This window comes from Neoluteolibacter marinus, from assembly GCF_014904755.1.
GTDB lineage: Bacteria > Verrucomicrobiota > Verrucomicrobiia > Verrucomicrobiales > Akkermansiaceae > Haloferula > Haloferula marina.
This window is the reverse complement of sequence record NZ_JACZFQ010000026.1, coordinates 1-16565: the sequence shown is the minus strand read 5'-3', so window position 1 is coordinate 16565 and position 16565 is coordinate 1. Positions and strand designations below refer to the sequence as shown.

Genomic DNA, 16565 nt, shown 5'->3' with positions numbered 1-16565 from the left:
ATGCATCCGAGCTGCGCCGACGACAGCCTGATCAACGACGACATCGCGCCGGTGCCCGCCGGGCGCCGGACCTGGGGAATGCGGGACATCGCCGCGCTGTGGGTGGGCATGGCGGTCTGCATCCCGACCTACCAGATCGCGAGCAGCCTGTTAGGCAACGGCCTGACCTGGTGGCAGGCGCTGCTGACGGTGCTGTTAGGGAACCTGATCGTGCTGGTACCGATGACCCTCAACGCGCATCCGGGCACCGCCTATGGCATTCCTTTCCCGGTGCTGTTGCGGGCGAGCTTCGGCACCCGCGGAGCCAATGTCGCGGCATTGCTGCGCGGGGTGGTCGCCTGCGGTTGGTTCGGGATCCAGGCATGGATCGGCGGGGCGGCGATCTATTCGACATTGGGAATGATCTTCGGCTTCGGTCCGCCGGAGAGCGGGATATCCGGCGGCCAGTTCGCCTGCTTCATGGCCTTCTGGGCGGTGAACGTGGTCTTCATCTGGAAGGGCATGGAGTCGATCAAGTGGCTGGAGGTCATCAGCGCGCCCTTCCTCTTGCTGGTCGGCTTGGCCCTGATGATCTGGGCTCTGGCAAAGGCCGGCGGCTTCGCGGCGGTGTTCGCGGGTTCATCGACCGGATTGCCGGTGAGCGAATTCCTGCCGGTCTTCGGCGGCGGGCTGACGGCGATGGTTGGCTTCTGGGCGACGCTCTCGCTGAACATCCCGGACTTCTCCCGCTACGCGAAGTCGCAGAAGGACCAGGTGCTCGGGCAGGCAATCGGCTTGCCGACGACGATGACCTTTTACTCGTTCATCGGGATCGTCGTTACCGGCGCAACCCTGGTGATCTTCGGCGAGGAGATCTGGGATCCGGTGCAGGTGATCGCGCGGCTTGAGAGCAAGTGGCTGTCCTGCCTCGCGCTGGTGGCTCTGGCCGTCGCCACGCTGTCGACCAACATCGCCGCCAACGTGGTTTCGCCGGCCAATGACTTTTCCAACCTGGCGCCGAAGCACATCAGCTTCAGGAGCGGCGGGCTGATCACCGCGGTGATCGGGATCGGGATGATGCCCTGGAAGCTGCTGGCCGACCCGAACGGCTACATCTTCACCTGGCTGATCGGCTACAGTGCGCTGCTCGGACCGATTGCCGGGATCATGATCGCGGACTACTTCGTCCTCCGTCGCCGCAAGCTGGACGTGGCCGAGCTCTACCGGGTGCAGGGCATCTACCGCTACACCCGGGGCTTCAGCCTGGCGGGACTCGGTGCCTTCGTGCTGGCGGTGTTGCCCTGCCTGCCCGGCTTCCTGGTCCAGATCGGAATGATCGATTCCTCCGAGGTGCCGGCATTTTTCATGGGCGTCTACCGCCTCGCTTGGTTCGCCGGTTTCGGGCTGGGTTTCGTGCTCTACCTCGGATTTCGCAAGCTTTCTCCCGTGAAATTAAGGAGTGTCGACCTTCGGTCGACTTGATGTGGACCGGAGGTCCACACTCCTCAGACCATCTCCAACACCATGGCCACATTGCCTCCATTCGACTACTCGCCGATGCCCTATGCCGGACCCTCTGCCGAGGAGGTGCTGGCCTTGCGCAAGGAACACGTCAGCCCCGGCATCTTTCACTACTACAAGAAGCCGATCATGATCGTGGAGGGGAAGGGGCAGTACCTCTTCGACGAGACCGGACGGCGCTACCTCGACGGCTTCGGTGGCATCGTGACGGTGAGCGTGGGACATTGTCATCCGGAAGTGGTCGCGGCGGCGAATCTCCAGAACGAGACGATCCAGCACACCACCACGATCTACCTGCACCCGAACATCGCGCTCTACGCGCAGGAACTCGCGGCGAAGATGCCGGGCGACCTGAAGGTCTGCTATTTCGTCAACTCCGGCTCGGAGGCCAATGACCTGGCAATGCTGATGGCACGGGCCTATACCGGGAACTACGACGCCATCGCGCTGCGCAATGCTTACCACGGCGGCAGCCCGACGACGATGGCGCTGACTTCCCACCACACCTGGAAGTTCAACGTGCCGCATTCCTTCGGGGTTCAGCATGCCCGGATGCCCGACCTCTATCGCGGTCCCCACGGCAAGGACGACCCGGAGGCCGGCAGGAAGTATGCGGCGGATGTCGAGGACCTGATCCGCTTCGGCACCTCGGGCCGGGTGGCGGCCTTCATTGCCGAGTCGATCCAGGGAGTCGGCGGCAGCGTGGTGTTCCCGGACGGCTACCTGAAGCAAGCCTACGAACACGTGCGGGCAGCGGGCGGGCTGTGCATCGCCGACGAGGTGCAGGCGGGCTTCGGCCGGACCGGCACGCATTTCTGGGGCTTCGAGACGCAGGGCGTGATGCCGGACATCGTCACCATGGCCAAGGGCATCGGCAACGGCTGCCCGCTGGCCGCGGTGGTCACCACGCCGGAAATCGCGCAGACTCTGGCGAGCCGCATCCACTTCAACACCTTCGGCGGGAATCCGGTGTCGATGGCCCAGGGCCGTGCGGTGCTGAAGGTGATCGAAAAGGAAGGCCTGCAGGCGAACTCGCTGGCAGTCGGTTCCTTTCTAACAGACGGCTTCCGCCGTCTCGCGGAGAAGCATTCCCTGATCGGCGATGTGCGCGGGCTCGGGTTGATGCTCGGGGTGGAGCTGGTCAAGGACCGGACGACCAAGGAGCCCGCCACGGCGGAGTGCGCCGCGGTATTCGAGCGCTGCAAGGAGCTCGGGCTGCTCATCGGCAAGGGCGGGTTGTGGGGCAACACCCTGCGGATCAAACCGCCGATGTGTCTCACGCCATCGGATGCTGAGTTCATGCTGGAGGTCATCGACGAGGCGCTGTCGTCGGTTTGAGCCCCGGGAGCCTTTAACGGATCCGGCAAGACTCCACCACCTGCCTGAGGCCTGGCATGCCCCTTCGCCGATTCGCTCCGGCCGGCCGAACCGGGGCCCTCAAGGGGCGAGATGCTTCTCCATGCGGAGATGGGGGCGGCCGACTTCGGGAAACTCGTCGCCGACCGCCACGTAGCCGTTCATTTGGTAGAAACCGACCGCGTTTTGGCGGGCGTGAAGGTTGAAATGGCGCACGCCGCCTGCGGCCAACACATCTTCCGCCGCCGCCAGCAGCTTGCTTCCGAGGCCGCGGCCGTTTCGGTCGGGGTGGATCCACATCTGGCGCAGTTTGGCCGTCGTGGCGTCGACCGGGTTGGCGATGAGTCCCCCGACGATGCATTCATCTTCGATCCATGCGAAGTGACGGTGCCCTTCCTCGTCGATTCGCTCTTCATCCTTCAGCCGTAGCCCGATCGGCTGGCGGAGATGAAGGTCCCGCAATCGGACCATCTCCAGGTAACCCGGACTGCCGTGGGAGAACTCCTTGATCATTGCGACCGGTCGGAAGAGAGGCGGATTCAGGCCTTGGCCGGCCCCACGCTTTCCCTCGGCGTGTAGATCGTGGGGAACACTTCCTGCCGGGGCGGGGTCTCGGCATCGACGGTGCCCTCGATTCTCGAAATCAGCAGGTCAGCGGCGCACTTGGTGATCCTCTTGTAGCGCTGGCGGATCGAGGTGAGGCTGATCGGCAGGTAAGAGCACAGCGGAACGTCATCGACACCGATTACCGACAGGTCCGCGGGCACCTGCAAGCCGGCCTCGATGGCGGCACGCATCGCCCCGATTGCGGCCAGGTCGTTCATCGCCAGCAGCGCGGTCGGCCGTTTCTCGGTGCGCTTGCGGAGGAAGGCGGCAAAGGTTTCGCACGAGCTCTCGACCGTGTGGCCGGTGCGCAGGATGTCGATGTTCGCGGCGGGGATGCCCCGGGCCGCCAACATCTCCTGGAACAGGCGGGGGCGTTGGCCGTCGGCCTGACCCTCGGCAAGGGCGCTGACGAAAGCGAAACGCTTGTGGCCGAGCTGGCAAAGTGCCTCGACCGCATCGTTGAGACCCTGGGTGAAGTCGGAGAGCACGGCATCGACCGGGATCGGTGTCTCGGGAATGCCATTCCCCAGCACCACCACCGGATGGCGGGACTTCGGCATGGCGGCGAGTTCGTTGCGGAAAATCTCATTGTCCGACAGCCACAGCACGCTGCCATCGACTTCCAGGTCGTCGAGATCGCCGAACAAGTGCTTCTCGCGGACGATCGACGAGCGGCAGTTCTCCACCAGCAAGTCGTAGCCCCGTTCCTCGACCGCCGCCTCCAGTTCGTCGGCAAGGGTGGAGAAGAACGGATTGGTGAGATCCTGGATCAACAGGCCGATCGTATGGTAGCGGCCGGAGCGCAGGGCCCGGGCCGTCTTCGACGGGCGGTAGTCGAGTTCGCGTGCGGCCTTGAAGACGCGCGCCTCGGTTTCCTTGGAGGCCCAGGAATTCGGCCGGCGGTTGAGGATGGTGGAGGCCGTGTTCACGGCCACCCCGGCTCGCTCGGCTACATCTTTGAGGCGGATCCGCTTGTTCATGTACGAAGATTTCTTATGCGACGATTCGGAGTCAGGAGAGGGGACGTGGCAAGCCCATTTCCACGGATTTCTCGCGGTCAAGGACCCGGGTAAAATCGCGGGAACCGCGGGGCCGCTGAAAATACACTTGCAGCCGGGAGGAAATTGGCGAAAACAGCCGCCCGCTTTTCCCGGAAGCGGATGACCGCCTAGCGGTGATTATCGGGGTATGGCGCAGTCTGGTAGCGCGCTTCGTTCGGGACGAAGAGGCCGTGGGTTCGAATCCCGCTACCCCGACCATCATCCAGTATCAGACTGGAGATGGTGGTGCGTGGAGGTTAGGTGGAAGCCGGTGGCGGTTGATTTCCGTCGGTGTGCGGGATGAAGGGTTTGGTCCTATCGTTCCTTGGTTCTTCTGACTGCTTCGGGAGGAGCGTCATCGGGCCCGGCCATGCAGGCGCTGGCTGATCCGAGGTTAGCGGTTCCGGTTTCGGTTGCCTCCCTGCTGCTGCCGTTTCGTCGCGGACCGCAGTGTGTCCTGCCGGAGGTGGTCCCCGTGCAGACGATCGGACGGTGGATGTGTTACTCCGCGGCGACGTGACATTATGGAGATGAAGGGGGCGGATGAATGGCTGCCCCCGTTGAATCCAAATCGATCCGCGGCACCAAGGGGCGACGACCCCGGCGCACGCAGGATGTCCCGGAATCCGGGGTTGACGGACCCCGGCTCGCGGCGCCCTGCGGTGGTGCATCGCGAACACCGTGTTTCCACGCCGATGCGTTTGTTAGATCGGCTCAAACCCAAGCTCCAGAAAATGAAGAAGCCCAAAATCGCCCGTGGACGGATTACCCGGCACCACGGTTTCGCACTGATCGTGTGCCTGAGCCTGATGGTCCTGCTGATGGTCCTGGTCGTTGGGCTATTGTCGCTGGGCGCCGTATCGCTTCGATCCAGCGCCGCGGGAGCGGACCTGGCATTGGCGCGGGCGAATGCCCGGATGGCCCTGCAGATGGCGATCGCGGAGATCCAGAAGCAGGCCGGTGCGGATCAGGTGGTGACGGCCCGGGCGTCGATCATGGGTGAGGGCATACGTCAAGGCGAGTGGACCGGTGCGTGGGCGGAGGCCCGGGGCGGCGGCAAGGAACCGGCTTGGCTGGTGAGTGGTGCTCCGGACGAAGATCCCGATCCGGATGCGGATAGCAGCGAGTGGGTCACGATGGCAAAGGGCTTGGGAGATGACGCGGACGTGAGAGTGCCGGGGGTCGAGGTCGCGGGACGGGACCACTCCCTGTCGCGTTTCGGGTGGTGGGTTTCCGATGAGGGGACCAAGGCCCGGGTGGACATCGAAGCGCCGCAGGAGAGCGGCTTGAGCAGCCAGGAGCGGCTGGTGAGGGCTGCGGTTCCCAAGGAGACGGGACTCGGCCATGCTGCGGCGGAATTCTCCGGCCTATCGCCCGCAGGCAGTATCGACAAGCAGAAGCTGATGACGGTCGGAACCACCGGCCTGGCGCTGGAGGACGACAAGCTGCCGCGCCGGTACCTGCATGACCTGACCACCGGGGGCTACGGGCTGCCGGTCGACGTGAAGGACGGCGGCATGAAGGTGGATCTCTCGACGGTCTTCAACACCGCCGAGCGCTCCTTTGCGAAGACGGTGGAGGATTACTTCGGGGCGTCCCCGGTGAAGGGGGCGATCGGGAAGGGACAAGGCTACCGGTTCGCCATCCCCGGCAGCCGGGCGGAGCGGTCGAAGTTCTTCCTTTCGAAGATCCTGTCGGAAGGAGGGGGCAAGCCGGTGGGACCGAACTGGGGCAATCTCTTCAATTACTCCCAGCTCTATCAGAATGCCGGGGGCGGCAGCGGCAAGATCATGGGCGCCGAGCCGGAACTCTACACCGACATCCGGTCGAGCGCCTGGTCTCCCTATACGCGCCACCAGTTCACCGAGTTCAAGGACGAGCAGCATGTCTCGTCGGGCATGCATCCGGTCATTTCCCTGCTGCAAGTGGGCTTCCGTTTGAAGGCAGAGCCGGCCGCCGCACCGGCCGGGGGCAACCCGCGGCTCAAGTATTACCAGGTGCAGGTCGAGATGAAGCCGGTGATCGGCCTATGGAATCCCTACAACATCAAACTTCCTGCGAACGGTTACCGGATCGATTGGGCGGTCTACCCCTACATGCGGCTGGGGATCGACAAGGGTTCAGCCTATGTCGCGCGGCCACGGGTGTGGTTGCGCGAGGAGTGGCTTTCGAATGCCAGCTACCCGGACTCCAGCCAGAACCGCTGGTTCCGCCTCCAGACTGACGCGGTCGATTTCGAACCGGGTGAGTTCCGGCTCTTCTCCGTCACCAATCAGGCGGAGATCGGCAGCATCAACAAGTTGACCTCGTCGTGGAACTACGACGGCGCCTTCACCATCGACCTCAAGTGGAACGAGTTCGAAGGCAGCCCGCAGGGCAAGGCCGGGCAGCCGATGGTAGTCGAGGCCGGCAGCGAGGTGTGGATCGGGGACCTTTATATCGAGGACACGCAGAACCCGGAGACCGCGCGGCAATTCCCCGGCCGGGATTCAGGCAGTTCGGCCACCTGGTGCACGCTCAAGACCGCCGAGGATCATGTCCTGAGCCGCTACTCGGACCTCTGGGCCAGCGCCAAGAGCCGGGCCGGCTGGGAGATCCCGGAACAGCTGGAGAGCCAGTGGGAGCAGACCGGTCAGACCGCACCTCGATTCAGCGTGGAGCACTTGACGGCCAGCTACGAGCACATGGGAACCTGGGCATTCAAGACCCGCACGACGACCGAGGCGCCCAAGGCCGACCGGGCCAAGGGTGCGGAAACCCAGACGCTGCGGAGCTGGGTGGACTCGAACCCGCGGGCCTTCGCCATCAACCCGCGTTGGGACGGTTCCCGCTCCGGCAGCCGGTCAATGGAGGGCTGGTGGTTCGCCTCGCCGATGATCGGCGGTTCCCATCCGGGGAAACATTCCGACACCGGTCCGACCGGTCGCGGCATGGTCGCATGGGGATCGGCGGTGGGCGACGAGGCACCGCAGACGCGGCTGCCGGCCGGCGGGCGATTCCAGGGCTTCGGAGGCGCCTCTTCGAGTCCGATCGGCGGCCAGACGCATGTGGCGGTCTTCGAGGTGCCGCGGGCTCCGCTGGTGTCGATCGGCCAGTTCCAGCACGCGGAGCTGTCGCGCTACAACTTCGAGCCGTCCTTCGTGGTCGGGAATTCCTACGCCAACCCGCGGATCCCGGTCGCCGAAACATTCGTGGAGGGCTTCTCCGGATTGAGCGATTTCCGCATCTCGGACATCAGCCACGAGGTCAACGGGCGCCTCTGGGACAAGTACTTCTTCTCGACCCTGGCACCCGCCTACAAGGGCGCCGCGGGCAAGCTGGATGCCACCTTCCCGCTGGACGAATACGCCTTCGGCGGAGAGCCGCTGCCGAATCCCCGGATGGTCCTGCTGCCGGAGTCCGGCGACACCTCGCTGTCACAGGTCATGGCCGACTCGGACGGCCATCCGGCGGAAGCGATTGCATCGCGGATCGGGATCCTCGGGGCCTTCAATGTCAATTCGACGTCGAAAACCGCGTGGAAGGCGCTGCTATCGAGCCTGGCGAACTTCGAATTCCCGGTGGTCAGCAGCGGGCGGGGCGGGGTGTCGTGGGAGCGCGATGACGAACCGCGGTTCCCACGGATGGCGATGGCGGTCAATGCCAGCGGCTTCCATACCAAGGACGGGGCGCAGGGACCGGGTTTCTGGACGGGTTTCCGCAAGCTGGACGACGACGAACTGGATGAACTGGCCGGGGAGATCGTGGCGGAGGTGCGCGCCCGGGGACCCTTCCTTTCCCTTGCCGGGTTCGTCAACCGCCAGCCGTCGGCAGACGACAAGGATCACCAGCGGAAGGGGGCACTCCAGGCGGCGATCGACCGCGCGATCAACGCCAAGCTTGGAAGCGACATCGGCAAGCCGGTGGAGGTTCCCGGCGGGTCGATGAAGTCCAACGACGTGATCGACGCTTCCGCCCCCGAGAACCAAGCCGCGGGGCATTGCAGCTACCTGCTGCAGGGCGATCTCTTGCAAGCGCTGGGTCCGGTGATCCAGCCCCGGTCCGACTACTTCCGGGTGCGCGCCGTTGGCGAAGTGATGGGGAAAGACGGCAGGACCGTGGTTGTCCGGGCGGTCTGCGAGGCCTTCATCCAACGCACTGCCGGCTACCTCGACGGCAAGGACCGGCCGGAGGTCGCGCCGGCCGATCTGAAGAGCGAGATCAACCGCCGCTTCGGCCGCCGGCTCGAGATGGTCTCGTTCCGCTGGCTCGCGCCGGGTGAAGTCTGAACAAAACGTGTTCCCATGAAGAAAACTCCATTGCATCTCTTCGCCTGCCTTTTCCTCGGGTTCGCCGGTTACGCGGCGGGGCAGGAGAAGACAATCCGCACCGACCTGATGCCAATCGGCCTCGGGGACTCGCTGGTCGCCTGGTACTGGCAGAAGGGCAAGGCGGTGAAACTCGAGGTGTTCGAGACCGCGATGGGTTCGCCGGTGTTCTACCGGGGGCCGCGCGAGCTGAAGTTGTTCGCCACGCCGGAGGACGCGCGGCCGCGCGCCGCGGACGAGAAGCCGGTGACGCCGCTCGCGGTGGCCAAGCTTCCCGAAGGCGACCGCCGGGTGCTGTTGCTTTGCGTGACCCCGAAGCCGGGTGCGCGGCCGATGCTGAAGGCCTACGGGGTGTCCGACGACAAGCTCAAGGCCGGTGACTACCGCTTCTTCAACTTCTCGCCGGCCCATGTGGTCGGCGTGATCGGCGGGCAGAAGATCGCCCTCCGTCCCGGGGCCACCGTGGATGCCAGCAGCGCCGATTGGCGGGGCAAGGGCGGCGACCTTGAGGTGCAGCTCGGCTACAAGGAAGGCGACAAGATCCGGCTGATCTATTCCACCATCTGGGGACACTCCGAGGCCCGGCGGAACTACATCTTCCTGGTCGCTTCCGGGGACGAGAACCAGCCGCTGGATGTCCGCAAGTTCCATGATGTCCCCGGGGTGCAATCCTTGGGCTACGAACCGGATGGCAGCCCGGCGGAGGGGGCTGAGGCGGATGGCGGGTAGCGCGACGGCAGGCAGGCCGGGAATGGCGATGGACCGATCGCATGCAGCCACGGAAGAGGCCAATGCCAGAGAATCACCCTCGGTGGGGAGATGTTTGGCTGGAATTCCGCATTTATTTCATAAATTGGGTAATATCCTGCGATCTCGCGCCATTGGTAGGGAGGCCCGGTGCATCGTGACGCGGGCCAGCCCGGTGATCACCGGGTCGAACCGAACCACGGGCGATCGTGAATCCACTCAAATCCGAAATCGAGAAACAGGAACGGACCATCCGCAAAAAGCAACGGCGGGAGTCGATTGTCAGCATGATTGCCGCGATGCTGGGGGTCTTCCTGGTGATGTTGCTGCTGTCGCTGGTGCTGCTGTCCCCGATTGCCAAGGAGACGCCGGTCATTGTCTCGTACCAGGGTCCGGTCGCGGACGAAACCCGGCTGGAGAAAAAGGAAGTTTCCCAGTCGCGCGCCAAGCCGTCGGCACCGGCGTCGGCATCGACGAGGGCGATCGCCGCGGATGTCGCGTCGCCGGTTTCGATTCCGGTCCCGGACATCGAGGTCACCGAGCCGACGCTGGAATTCGGTTCCGGGGATGATTTCGGCGACGGCTGGGGAAGCGGCGATGGTGATGGCTTCGGCGCGGGTGGCGGCACGACCTTCTTCAACCAGAAGATCAAGGCGGAGCGGATCGTGTTCGTGATCGACTACTCCCTTTCGATGCGAGGGGAGCGCGAGGAGCTGATGAGGAAGGAACTGGAGAAATCGGTGGAAGGGCTGACTCCCGGGATCAATTTCCAGATGATCTTCTTCGCCGGGCCCGCGTGGGTCGCCGGCAGCGAGGTCACCGTCACCAACAACCGCAAGAAAGGGCTGGTGGAACTGAAGGGGAGGACCTTCGAGTGGACCTCCCCGGGCGGAGCCCATGACTGGAAACCCGCCGGCAGGAAGGTCCAGCGGGCCGACTGGATCACCTGCGACCGGACCAAGATGGAGCGCGCCCGCAACACCGTCCGCAAGACCGGGCTGGTCTGGGGCACCAACTGGGAGAACCCGCTCCGGATCGCGCTGGCCATGGATCCCGCACCTCAGCTGATCGTCTTCATGACCGACGGCGTGGTGGACGGGGACATGGTGAAACTGGCGCGGAGGATCGGCAAGGAAGCGGTCGCGAAGGGCACGATCGTGAACACCATCGCGATGATGGAACCGAAGGCGGAGGACGGGCTGCTCGCGCTCGCCGAGGCCACCGGCGGCGAGTTCACGGTGGTGAAAAAGGGCGGCAAGGCGGTGAGGAAGGGGTCGAAATGAATCACCCCGGGCCTTTCCTCCGTAGCAACCCCGCGACCGCCCGGCGCCCGCTGTCCGCCGCCGCCAGCTAGAATCATGAAAACCTGGATCTTCCTTCTCGGGACGCTTGTCCCGGCCGCCGCCACCAACGTGGTCTTCATCATGGCCGACGACCTCGGCTACATGGATGTCGGCTTCAACAATCCCGCGACCTTCTACGAGACGCCTCGTCTCAACGGGCTGGCCAAGGAGTCGATGCGTTTCACCGCCGCCTACGCCGCGTGCCCGGTGTGCTCGCCGACCCGCTCGTCGGTGATGACCGGCCAGTATCCGGCGCGGACCCGCAACACCGACTACTTCGGCGCACCCAACGAGTTCCAGGCGCTGCCGGAATCCTATGATCCCCTTAAGGATGGCAAGTTCGGGGGCTTCCGGAAGTTCCCGCTGTGGCCGGCACCCTACCTCGGGCGCTTGCCGGCGGATCAGGTGACGCTGGCCGAGGCGTTCAAGTCGAAGGGCTATGCCACCCTGTTCGCCGGCAAGTGGCATTTGGGACCCGAGGGTTCCTATCCCGAGGACCACGGCTTCGACCTCAATGTCGGCGGCATCGAACGGGGCGGACCCTACGGCGGCGACAAGTATTTCTCCCCCTACGGCAACCCGAAGCTTCCCGACGGGCCGAAGGGCGAGCACCTGCCCGACCGGCTGGCCTCGGAAGTCGCGAAGTTCATTTCCGCGAACAAGGAGAAGCCGTTCTTTGTCTCGCTGTCCTTCTACTCGGTCCACACCCCGTTGATCGGACGCGCCGACCTGGTCGAGAAATACAAGGAGAAGAAGCGCAAGCTGGGTCTCAAGGCGTCGTTCACCGAGGACTTCCCGCGCAAGACCCGCAGCGTCCAGGAACACGCCGTCTACGCCGCCATGGTCGAGGCGATGGACCAGGCGGTCGGCAAGGTGCTGGATGCCCTCGAAAGCAACGGCGTGGCCGGTGAGACGATCGTGATGTTCTTTTCCGACAACGGCGGGCTGGCGACGTCCGAAGGATCGCCGACCAGCAACCTGCCGTACCGGGCCGGGAAGGGCTGGGCCTACGAAGGGGGCGTCCGCGAGCCGCTGCTGGTGCGGTGGCCGGGAAAGGCGAAGTCCGGCAGCACTTGCGACGTGCCGGTGATCTCGACCGACTTTTATCCGACGCTGCTGGAGGCCTCAGGCCATGACCTGGCGCCCGCCCAGCACAAGGACGGCACCAGCTTCGCCGACTTGCTCCAGGATCCCGCCGCGAAGCACGAGCGGGCGCCGCTGTTCTGGCACTACCCGCATTGGGGCAACCAGGGCGGGATCCCGTTTTCCGCGGTGCGCGACGGCGATTGGAAGCTGATCCGCTTCTATTGGAAGAAGGGCACCGAGCTTTACAACCTGGCGAAGGATCCGGGTGAACAGCACGACCTCGCCAAGGAAGAGCCGGAACAGGTGGCCCGGCTGGCGAAGGAACTCGATGGCTTCCTCAAGGAAACCGGGGCCCTGCTGCCGGAGCCGAATCCCAAGGCGGCAGCGAGCTTCGGGAAGTGGTGATCCGGGCTACTTGCGCTTCTTCCGCGACGCCTTTGCCGGGGCGTAGGACGGGTTCGGGGCGTCCGGGATCGTGGCGCCGGAAGACTTCGTCCAGGCAAGCAACTGGTCCAGCAGCTCGTCGCGCTTCGCCGTCTCGGTGAGGGCCAGGTCATGGCGCTCGCCGATATCCTGCCGCAGGTTGTAGAGCTCGACCGCGCGGTTGGTCGCGAGCCGCTCGCGGCCGCCGTCGAGCTCCCACTCCTCGTGATAGAGGTGGAGTTTCCAGTCGCCGCTGCGCATCACCGTGACCGGCCGGGTCCGGAAGACCGGGTCGCGGCCGCGGATGACGGGGCGGTCGAGGTAGCCGGGAAAGTGCCAGAAGATGGCACTTCGCTGCAGCGGGCCGCTGCCGGTCAGGAGGGGCATCAGGCTTTCGCCATCGAGACCGTCCGGGCGCGTTGCCCGCGCGGCGGCGAGGAAGGTCGGGTAGAAGTCCTGGTTGATCACCGGGACGGTGGACCGGGTGCCGGGGGCGATCACGCCGGGCCAGCGGATGATCAGCGGCTCGCGGATACCACCCTCATAGTAGCCGCCCTTGTTGCCCCGCAGCGGTTCCTGCGACGAGGCGTTGGTCGCGCCGTTGTCGGAGGTGAAGACCAGCAGGGTGTTCTTCTCGAGGTCCAGCTCCTTCAGTTTCCCCAGCAGCATGCCGAGGCTGTCGTCGAAATCGTAGGTGCAGCCCATGTAGTCGGCCGTCACGCCCGCCTCCTGCGCCCGCTTGCGGACCGTCTCGCGGGTTTCCGGGCGGGTTTGCAGCGGGGTGTGGATGGCGTGGTGGGCGAGGTAGCAGAAGAAAGGCCGCTCCTTGTTGTCCTCGATGAATTCGCAGGCTTTCCGGGTCAGGGTGTAGATGCCCTTCGGGTCCCCGGGCGGGCCCTTCTGGTTGCCTTCGCTGCCTTCCTCGAGCTCGCCGTTGCCGAAGGAGTCGTAGCTGATGTCGAATCCCTGGTCGGTGGGTTTGGCGCCGTCCTTGCCCGCGAGGTGCCACTTGCCGATGTGGCCGGTGGCGTAGCCGGCCGCCTTCAGCGACTCCGCCACGGTGACGAAGGCCGGGCGCAAGCCGTCGGTGTTCGGGACCGGGACCAGCCGCTGCATCTGCTTCGGCCCGCGGTCGGTACGACCGACGGCGTAGAGGCCGTGGCGCGGGGTATAGAGGCCCGACATCAGGCAGGCACGGCTGGGCGCGCAGTTGCCGCCGCCGGCGTAGGCGTCGGTGAAGACCATGCCCTCCTTTGCCAGCGCGTCGATGTTCGGGGTCAGGAAAGCGCCGTCGCTCTGGTAGCCGACGTCGCGCCAGCCAAGGTCGTCGGCGAAGACGAGGACGATGTTGGGACGGGCCGGTGGCTCGGCGGCACCCGCCGTCGCGAGCGACGCCAGGGCGAAGAGGGCCAAGGTGGAATGGCGGACGGTCATGGCTTCACTTGTCGTACTGGGGCCCGATCTTGTCGCCTTCCGCGGCGCGCTTCTTGTCGTAGCGGGTGTCGTCGTGGACACCGGCGTCGCGGGTGTCGACGATCCACTTCTCCACGGCACCGCGCAGGCGCTTGAGGGCGGCCTGGTGTTCGGGGTCGGGGGATGTGGCGAGGTTGAGGGTTTCGTGGGGGTCGGCGAGGGTGTCGTAGAGTTCTTCCTCCGGCATGGTGGGGGCGACGAGGAAACGTTGGGCGTCGTTGGTGAGCTTGCCTTCCCGGCCGAGCCACTTGATCAGGTTCCAGGCGGGATACTGCTGGGCCTTGTAGTCGTTGCGCAGCATCAGCGGGCGGTCGGGGGTGAAGTTCCGGATGTAGCGGTAGCGGGCGTCGCGGGCGGTGCGGAAGCGGAAGACCGTCTCATCGCAGCGGTCGCGGGCGCCGAAGGCGAGCTCGCGCGGCGGATCGGCACGGTCGCCCATGAAGACGCGGCCCTGCATGGCTTCCGGTCGCTTCACGCCGGCCCAGTCCAGGGTCTGGGCGGTGAGGTCGGTCGCCTCCAGCAGCCGGTCGGAAACCGAGTGGGGCTGGTAGCCGGCGGGGGCCTTGAGCTTGTCCGGGTAGCGGATGATCAGCGGGACGAGCAGGCCGCTGTCGTAGCAGAATTGCTTGCCGCGGACGTGGGCCTGGCCGTGGTCGCCGAAGAAGACGACGATGGTGTTGTCGGCGAGGCCGTCCTTTTCGAGCTGGTCGAGGATGAGGCCGACCTTGCGGTCGAGTTCGCTGGCGGCGTCGAGGTAGCGGGCCCAGTCCTTGCGGACGACGGGATGGTCAGGGTAGTAGGGCGGGATCTCGACCTTGGCGGGGTCGGCGACCTGCGGGCCATTGAAATTACGATGGGTCTCGTGGAAGTTGACCTGGGCGTAGAAGGGCTGGTGGGACTTGAGGTCGTTCCAGCGGGCGGTGTCGAAGGGCTGGCCGGGATACTTGAAATTGAAGTCGGTCTTGCCGGTGCCCTTGAAGCCGACGGCCGGGGGGAACTGGCGGATGTTGGCGGTGTGGTAGCCGGCGCCGCGCAGCCAGTCGGTGACGAGCTTGACGCCGTCGGGCAGCGGTTTCTTGTCCTTCCCGGGGGTGCGGTGCTGGTGGGCGCCGATGGTGGTCTGGTACATGCCGGTCATGAAGGCACTGCGGGCGGCGGAGCAGACCGGGGCGGTGGTGAAGCAACGGGTGAAGCGCTCGCCGTCGGCGGCGAGGCGGTCGAGGTTCGGGGTGTGGACCTCGGGGGTGCCGTAGCAGCCGAGGTGCTGGCCGAAGTCCTCGGCGATCAGCCAGAGGATGTTGGGCTTTTCCGGGTCGGCGGCATGGACGGCGCCGAGCAGGAGCGGGGCGAAGGCGAGGCGGCGCAGGGCGCGGGCGATGGCATTCATGGGGTTCCGGTGGATCAGCGGCGGGCGGTTTCCTTGCCGGACTTGATGGCCTCCAGCTTCTCCGCCATCTGCTTGAGCTTGTCGGGATGGCTGGCCGCGAGGTCCTTGGTCTCGCCGGGATCATCGGCCAGGTTGAAAAGCAAGCCCGGCGCCCCGACCTTGACGCGGGTCCAGGGGCCCAGCTTGTCCTGGCAAGGGCCGGGCGGAATGAACTTCCAGTCCCCTTCGCGCAGTGCGACGCCGCCGGCGTACTCGACGAGAGAGTCGCGGCCCTGCTTCGACTCGCCGAGCAGGGCGGCCAGGTGGTTCTCGCTGTCGATGACTTCAGCCCGGTCGAACTCCTGGCCGGCGAGGGCGGCGAAGGAGGCGAGCAGGTCGACCTGGCTGACCAGGGCGTCCGACACGCCCGGCGTGATGCGGCCTTTCCAGCAGGTGATGAATGGCATCCGGGTGCCGCCCTCGAAGCGGCTGTACTTCCCGGCGCGGAGCGGGCCGGCGGGCTTGTGGTCGCCGATCCTTGTCGCGGCTTCGTCCTTGTAACCGTCGTCGAGCACGGGACCGTTGTCGCTGGAGAGCACGATCAGGGTGTTCTCCATCAGGCCGAGGCGCTCGAGGGTGGCGACGAGTTGGCCGGTCGAGGCGTCGAACTGGGCGATCGCGTCGCCGCGCGGTCCCATGTCGGTTTTGCCGACGAACTGCTTGTTCGGCACCCGGGGTACGTGGATGTCGTTGGTCGCGAAGTAGAGGAAGAAGGGCTGGTCCTTGGACTTCTCGATGAACGAGATCGCCTGGCGTACGAAGGTCTGTTCCATCTCGTCGTCGTCCCAGATCGCGGACTTCCCGCCTTCCATGAAGCCGATGCGGCCGATGCCGTTGATGACGGCGTTGTTGTGGCCGTGGGACCAGTCCATGACCAGCGACTCGCGGTCGGTCGTGCCGGTGGGCAGGCCGGGGAAGGGCTTGCGGTAGCTGACCTTGATTGGGTCGGCGGGGTCGAGCCCGACGACGCGGCGGTTCTCGACGTAGACGCAGGGCACGCGGTCCGCGGTGGCGGCCATGATGAAGGAGTAGTCGAAGCCGACCTCGCGGGGGCCGGGCGTGATCTCGCCGTTCCAGTCGATGGGTTTCGATTTTTCGCCGAGGCCGAGGTGCCACTTGCCGACCACGCCGGTGGTGTAGCCGGCGCGCTTGAGGACCGCCGGGATGGTATCGTGGCCGGGCGCGATGATCATCTTGGCGTCGCCGGGGAGGATGCCGGTGCCCGACTGGCGGAAGGCGTAGGCGCCGGTGAGCAGGG

Annotated in this window: 11 protein-coding genes and 1 tRNA gene; 7 read left to right on the top strand and 5 right to left on the bottom strand. The window is 65.6% G+C overall.

Annotation, left to right across the window (positions count from 1 at the left end):
* Together IG178_RS07680 and IG178_RS07675 are read left to right on the top strand one after the other, a co-directional pair.
* A complete protein-coding gene (locus IG178_RS07680) occupies window positions 1-1461 on the top strand; it encodes an NCS1 family nucleobase:cation symporter-1 (protein ID WP_193211954.1) in 1461 nt (486 codons plus the stop codon).
* 42 nt (window positions 1462-1503) lie between these two features.
* Window positions 1504-2838 (top strand): aminotransferase class III-fold pyridoxal phosphate-dependent enzyme, encoded by a 1335-nt coding sequence (locus IG178_RS07675; protein WP_193211953.1) that lies wholly within the window; start codon window positions 1504-1506, stop codon window positions 2836-2838.
* A 99-nt stretch (window positions 2839-2937) separates the two neighbouring features.
* On the opposite strand, the gene IG178_RS07670 is transcribed toward IG178_RS07675, so the two are convergent.
* Together IG178_RS07670 and IG178_RS07665 are read right to left on the bottom strand one after the other, a co-directional pair.
* Window positions 2938-3369 carry a GNAT family N-acetyltransferase gene (locus IG178_RS07670; protein WP_193211952.1) on the bottom strand — a complete coding sequence of 144 codons (432 nt, stop codon included), beginning with the start codon at window positions 3367-3369 and terminating at the stop codon, window positions 2938-2940.
* Window positions 3370-3395: 26 nt separating this feature from the next.
* A complete protein-coding gene (locus IG178_RS07665) occupies window positions 3396-4442 on the bottom strand; it encodes a LacI family DNA-binding transcriptional regulator (RefSeq protein WP_193211951.1) in 1047 nt (348 codons plus the stop codon).
* 202 nt (window positions 4443-4644) lie between these two features.
* On the opposite strand from IG178_RS07665, the gene IG178_RS07660 reads away from it, so the two are divergent.
* From IG178_RS07660 to IG178_RS07640, 5 genes are all read left to right on the top strand, one after another.
* Window positions 4645-4721, top strand: a tRNA-Pro gene (locus IG178_RS07660).
* Between the two features lie 515 nt (window positions 4722-5236).
* Window positions 5237-8770, top strand: a complete 3534-nt coding sequence (locus tag IG178_RS07655) for a hypothetical protein (protein WP_193211950.1) — start codon at window positions 5237-5239, stop codon at window positions 8768-8770.
* Window positions 8771-8785: 15 nt separating this feature from the next.
* Window positions 8786-9538: a hypothetical protein gene (locus IG178_RS07650; RefSeq protein WP_193211949.1), complete on the top strand. Its 753-nt coding sequence runs from the start codon at window positions 8786-8788 to the stop codon at window positions 9536-9538.
* A 227-nt stretch (window positions 9539-9765) separates the two neighbouring features.
* Window positions 9766-10839: a vWA domain-containing protein gene (locus tag IG178_RS07645; RefSeq protein WP_193211948.1), complete on the top strand. Its 1074-nt coding sequence runs from the start codon at window positions 9766-9768 to the stop codon at window positions 10837-10839.
* 75 nt (window positions 10840-10914) lie between these two features.
* The gene (locus IG178_RS07640) at window positions 10915-12390 is read left to right on the top strand and encodes a sulfatase (protein WP_193211947.1); all 1476 of its coding nucleotides are present in this window, start codon (window positions 10915-10917) and stop codon (window positions 12388-12390) included.
* A gap of 6 nt (window positions 12391-12396) precedes the next feature.
* Here IG178_RS07640 and IG178_RS07635 read toward each other — a convergent pair whose 3' ends face one another.
* From IG178_RS07635 to IG178_RS07625, 3 genes are all read right to left on the bottom strand, one after another.
* The gene (locus IG178_RS07635; protein WP_193211946.1) at window positions 12397-13842 is read right to left on the bottom strand and encodes a sulfatase; all 1446 of its coding nucleotides are present in this window, start codon (window positions 13840-13842) and stop codon (window positions 12397-12399) included.
* A 4-nt stretch (window positions 13843-13846) separates the two neighbouring features.
* Window positions 13847-15268: a sulfatase family protein gene (locus IG178_RS07630; protein ID WP_193211945.1), complete on the bottom strand. Its 1422-nt coding sequence runs from the start codon at window positions 15266-15268 to the stop codon at window positions 13847-13849.
* A 14-nt stretch (window positions 15269-15282) separates the two neighbouring features.
* A partial coding sequence (locus tag IG178_RS07625) for a sulfatase-like hydrolase/transferase (protein ID WP_193211944.1) occupies window positions 15283-16565 on the bottom strand: 1283 nt, incomplete at its 5' end.

Coding starts and splice junctions, on each gene's coding strand:
- IG178_RS07680 (WP_193211954.1), top strand. CDS start 1: ATGCATCCGAGCTGCGCCGACGACAGCCTGATCAACGACGACATCGCG.
- IG178_RS07675 (WP_193211953.1), top strand. CDS start 1,504: ATGGCCACATTGCCTCCATTCGACTACTCGCCGATGCCCTATGCCGGA.
- IG178_RS07670 (WP_193211952.1), bottom strand. CDS start 3,369: ATGATCAAGGAGTTCTCCCACGGCAGTCCGGGTTACCTGGAGATGGTC.
- IG178_RS07665 (WP_193211951.1), bottom strand. CDS start 4,442: ATGAACAAGCGGATCCGCCTCAAAGATGTAGCCGAGCGAGCCGGGGTG.
- IG178_RS07655 (WP_193211950.1), top strand. CDS start 5,237: ATGAAGAAGCCCAAAATCGCCCGTGGACGGATTACCCGGCACCACGGT.
- IG178_RS07650 (WP_193211949.1), top strand. CDS start 8,786: ATGAAGAAAACTCCATTGCATCTCTTCGCCTGCCTTTTCCTCGGGTTC.
- IG178_RS07640 (WP_193211947.1), top strand. CDS start 10,915: ATGAAAACCTGGATCTTCCTTCTCGGGACGCTTGTCCCGGCCGCCGCC.
- IG178_RS07635 (WP_193211946.1), bottom strand. CDS start 13,842: ATGACCGTCCGCCATTCCACCTTGGCCCTCTTCGCCCTGGCGTCGCTC.
- IG178_RS07630 (WP_193211945.1), bottom strand. CDS start 15,268: ATGAATGCCATCGCCCGCGCCCTGCGCCGCCTCGCCTTCGCCCCGCTC.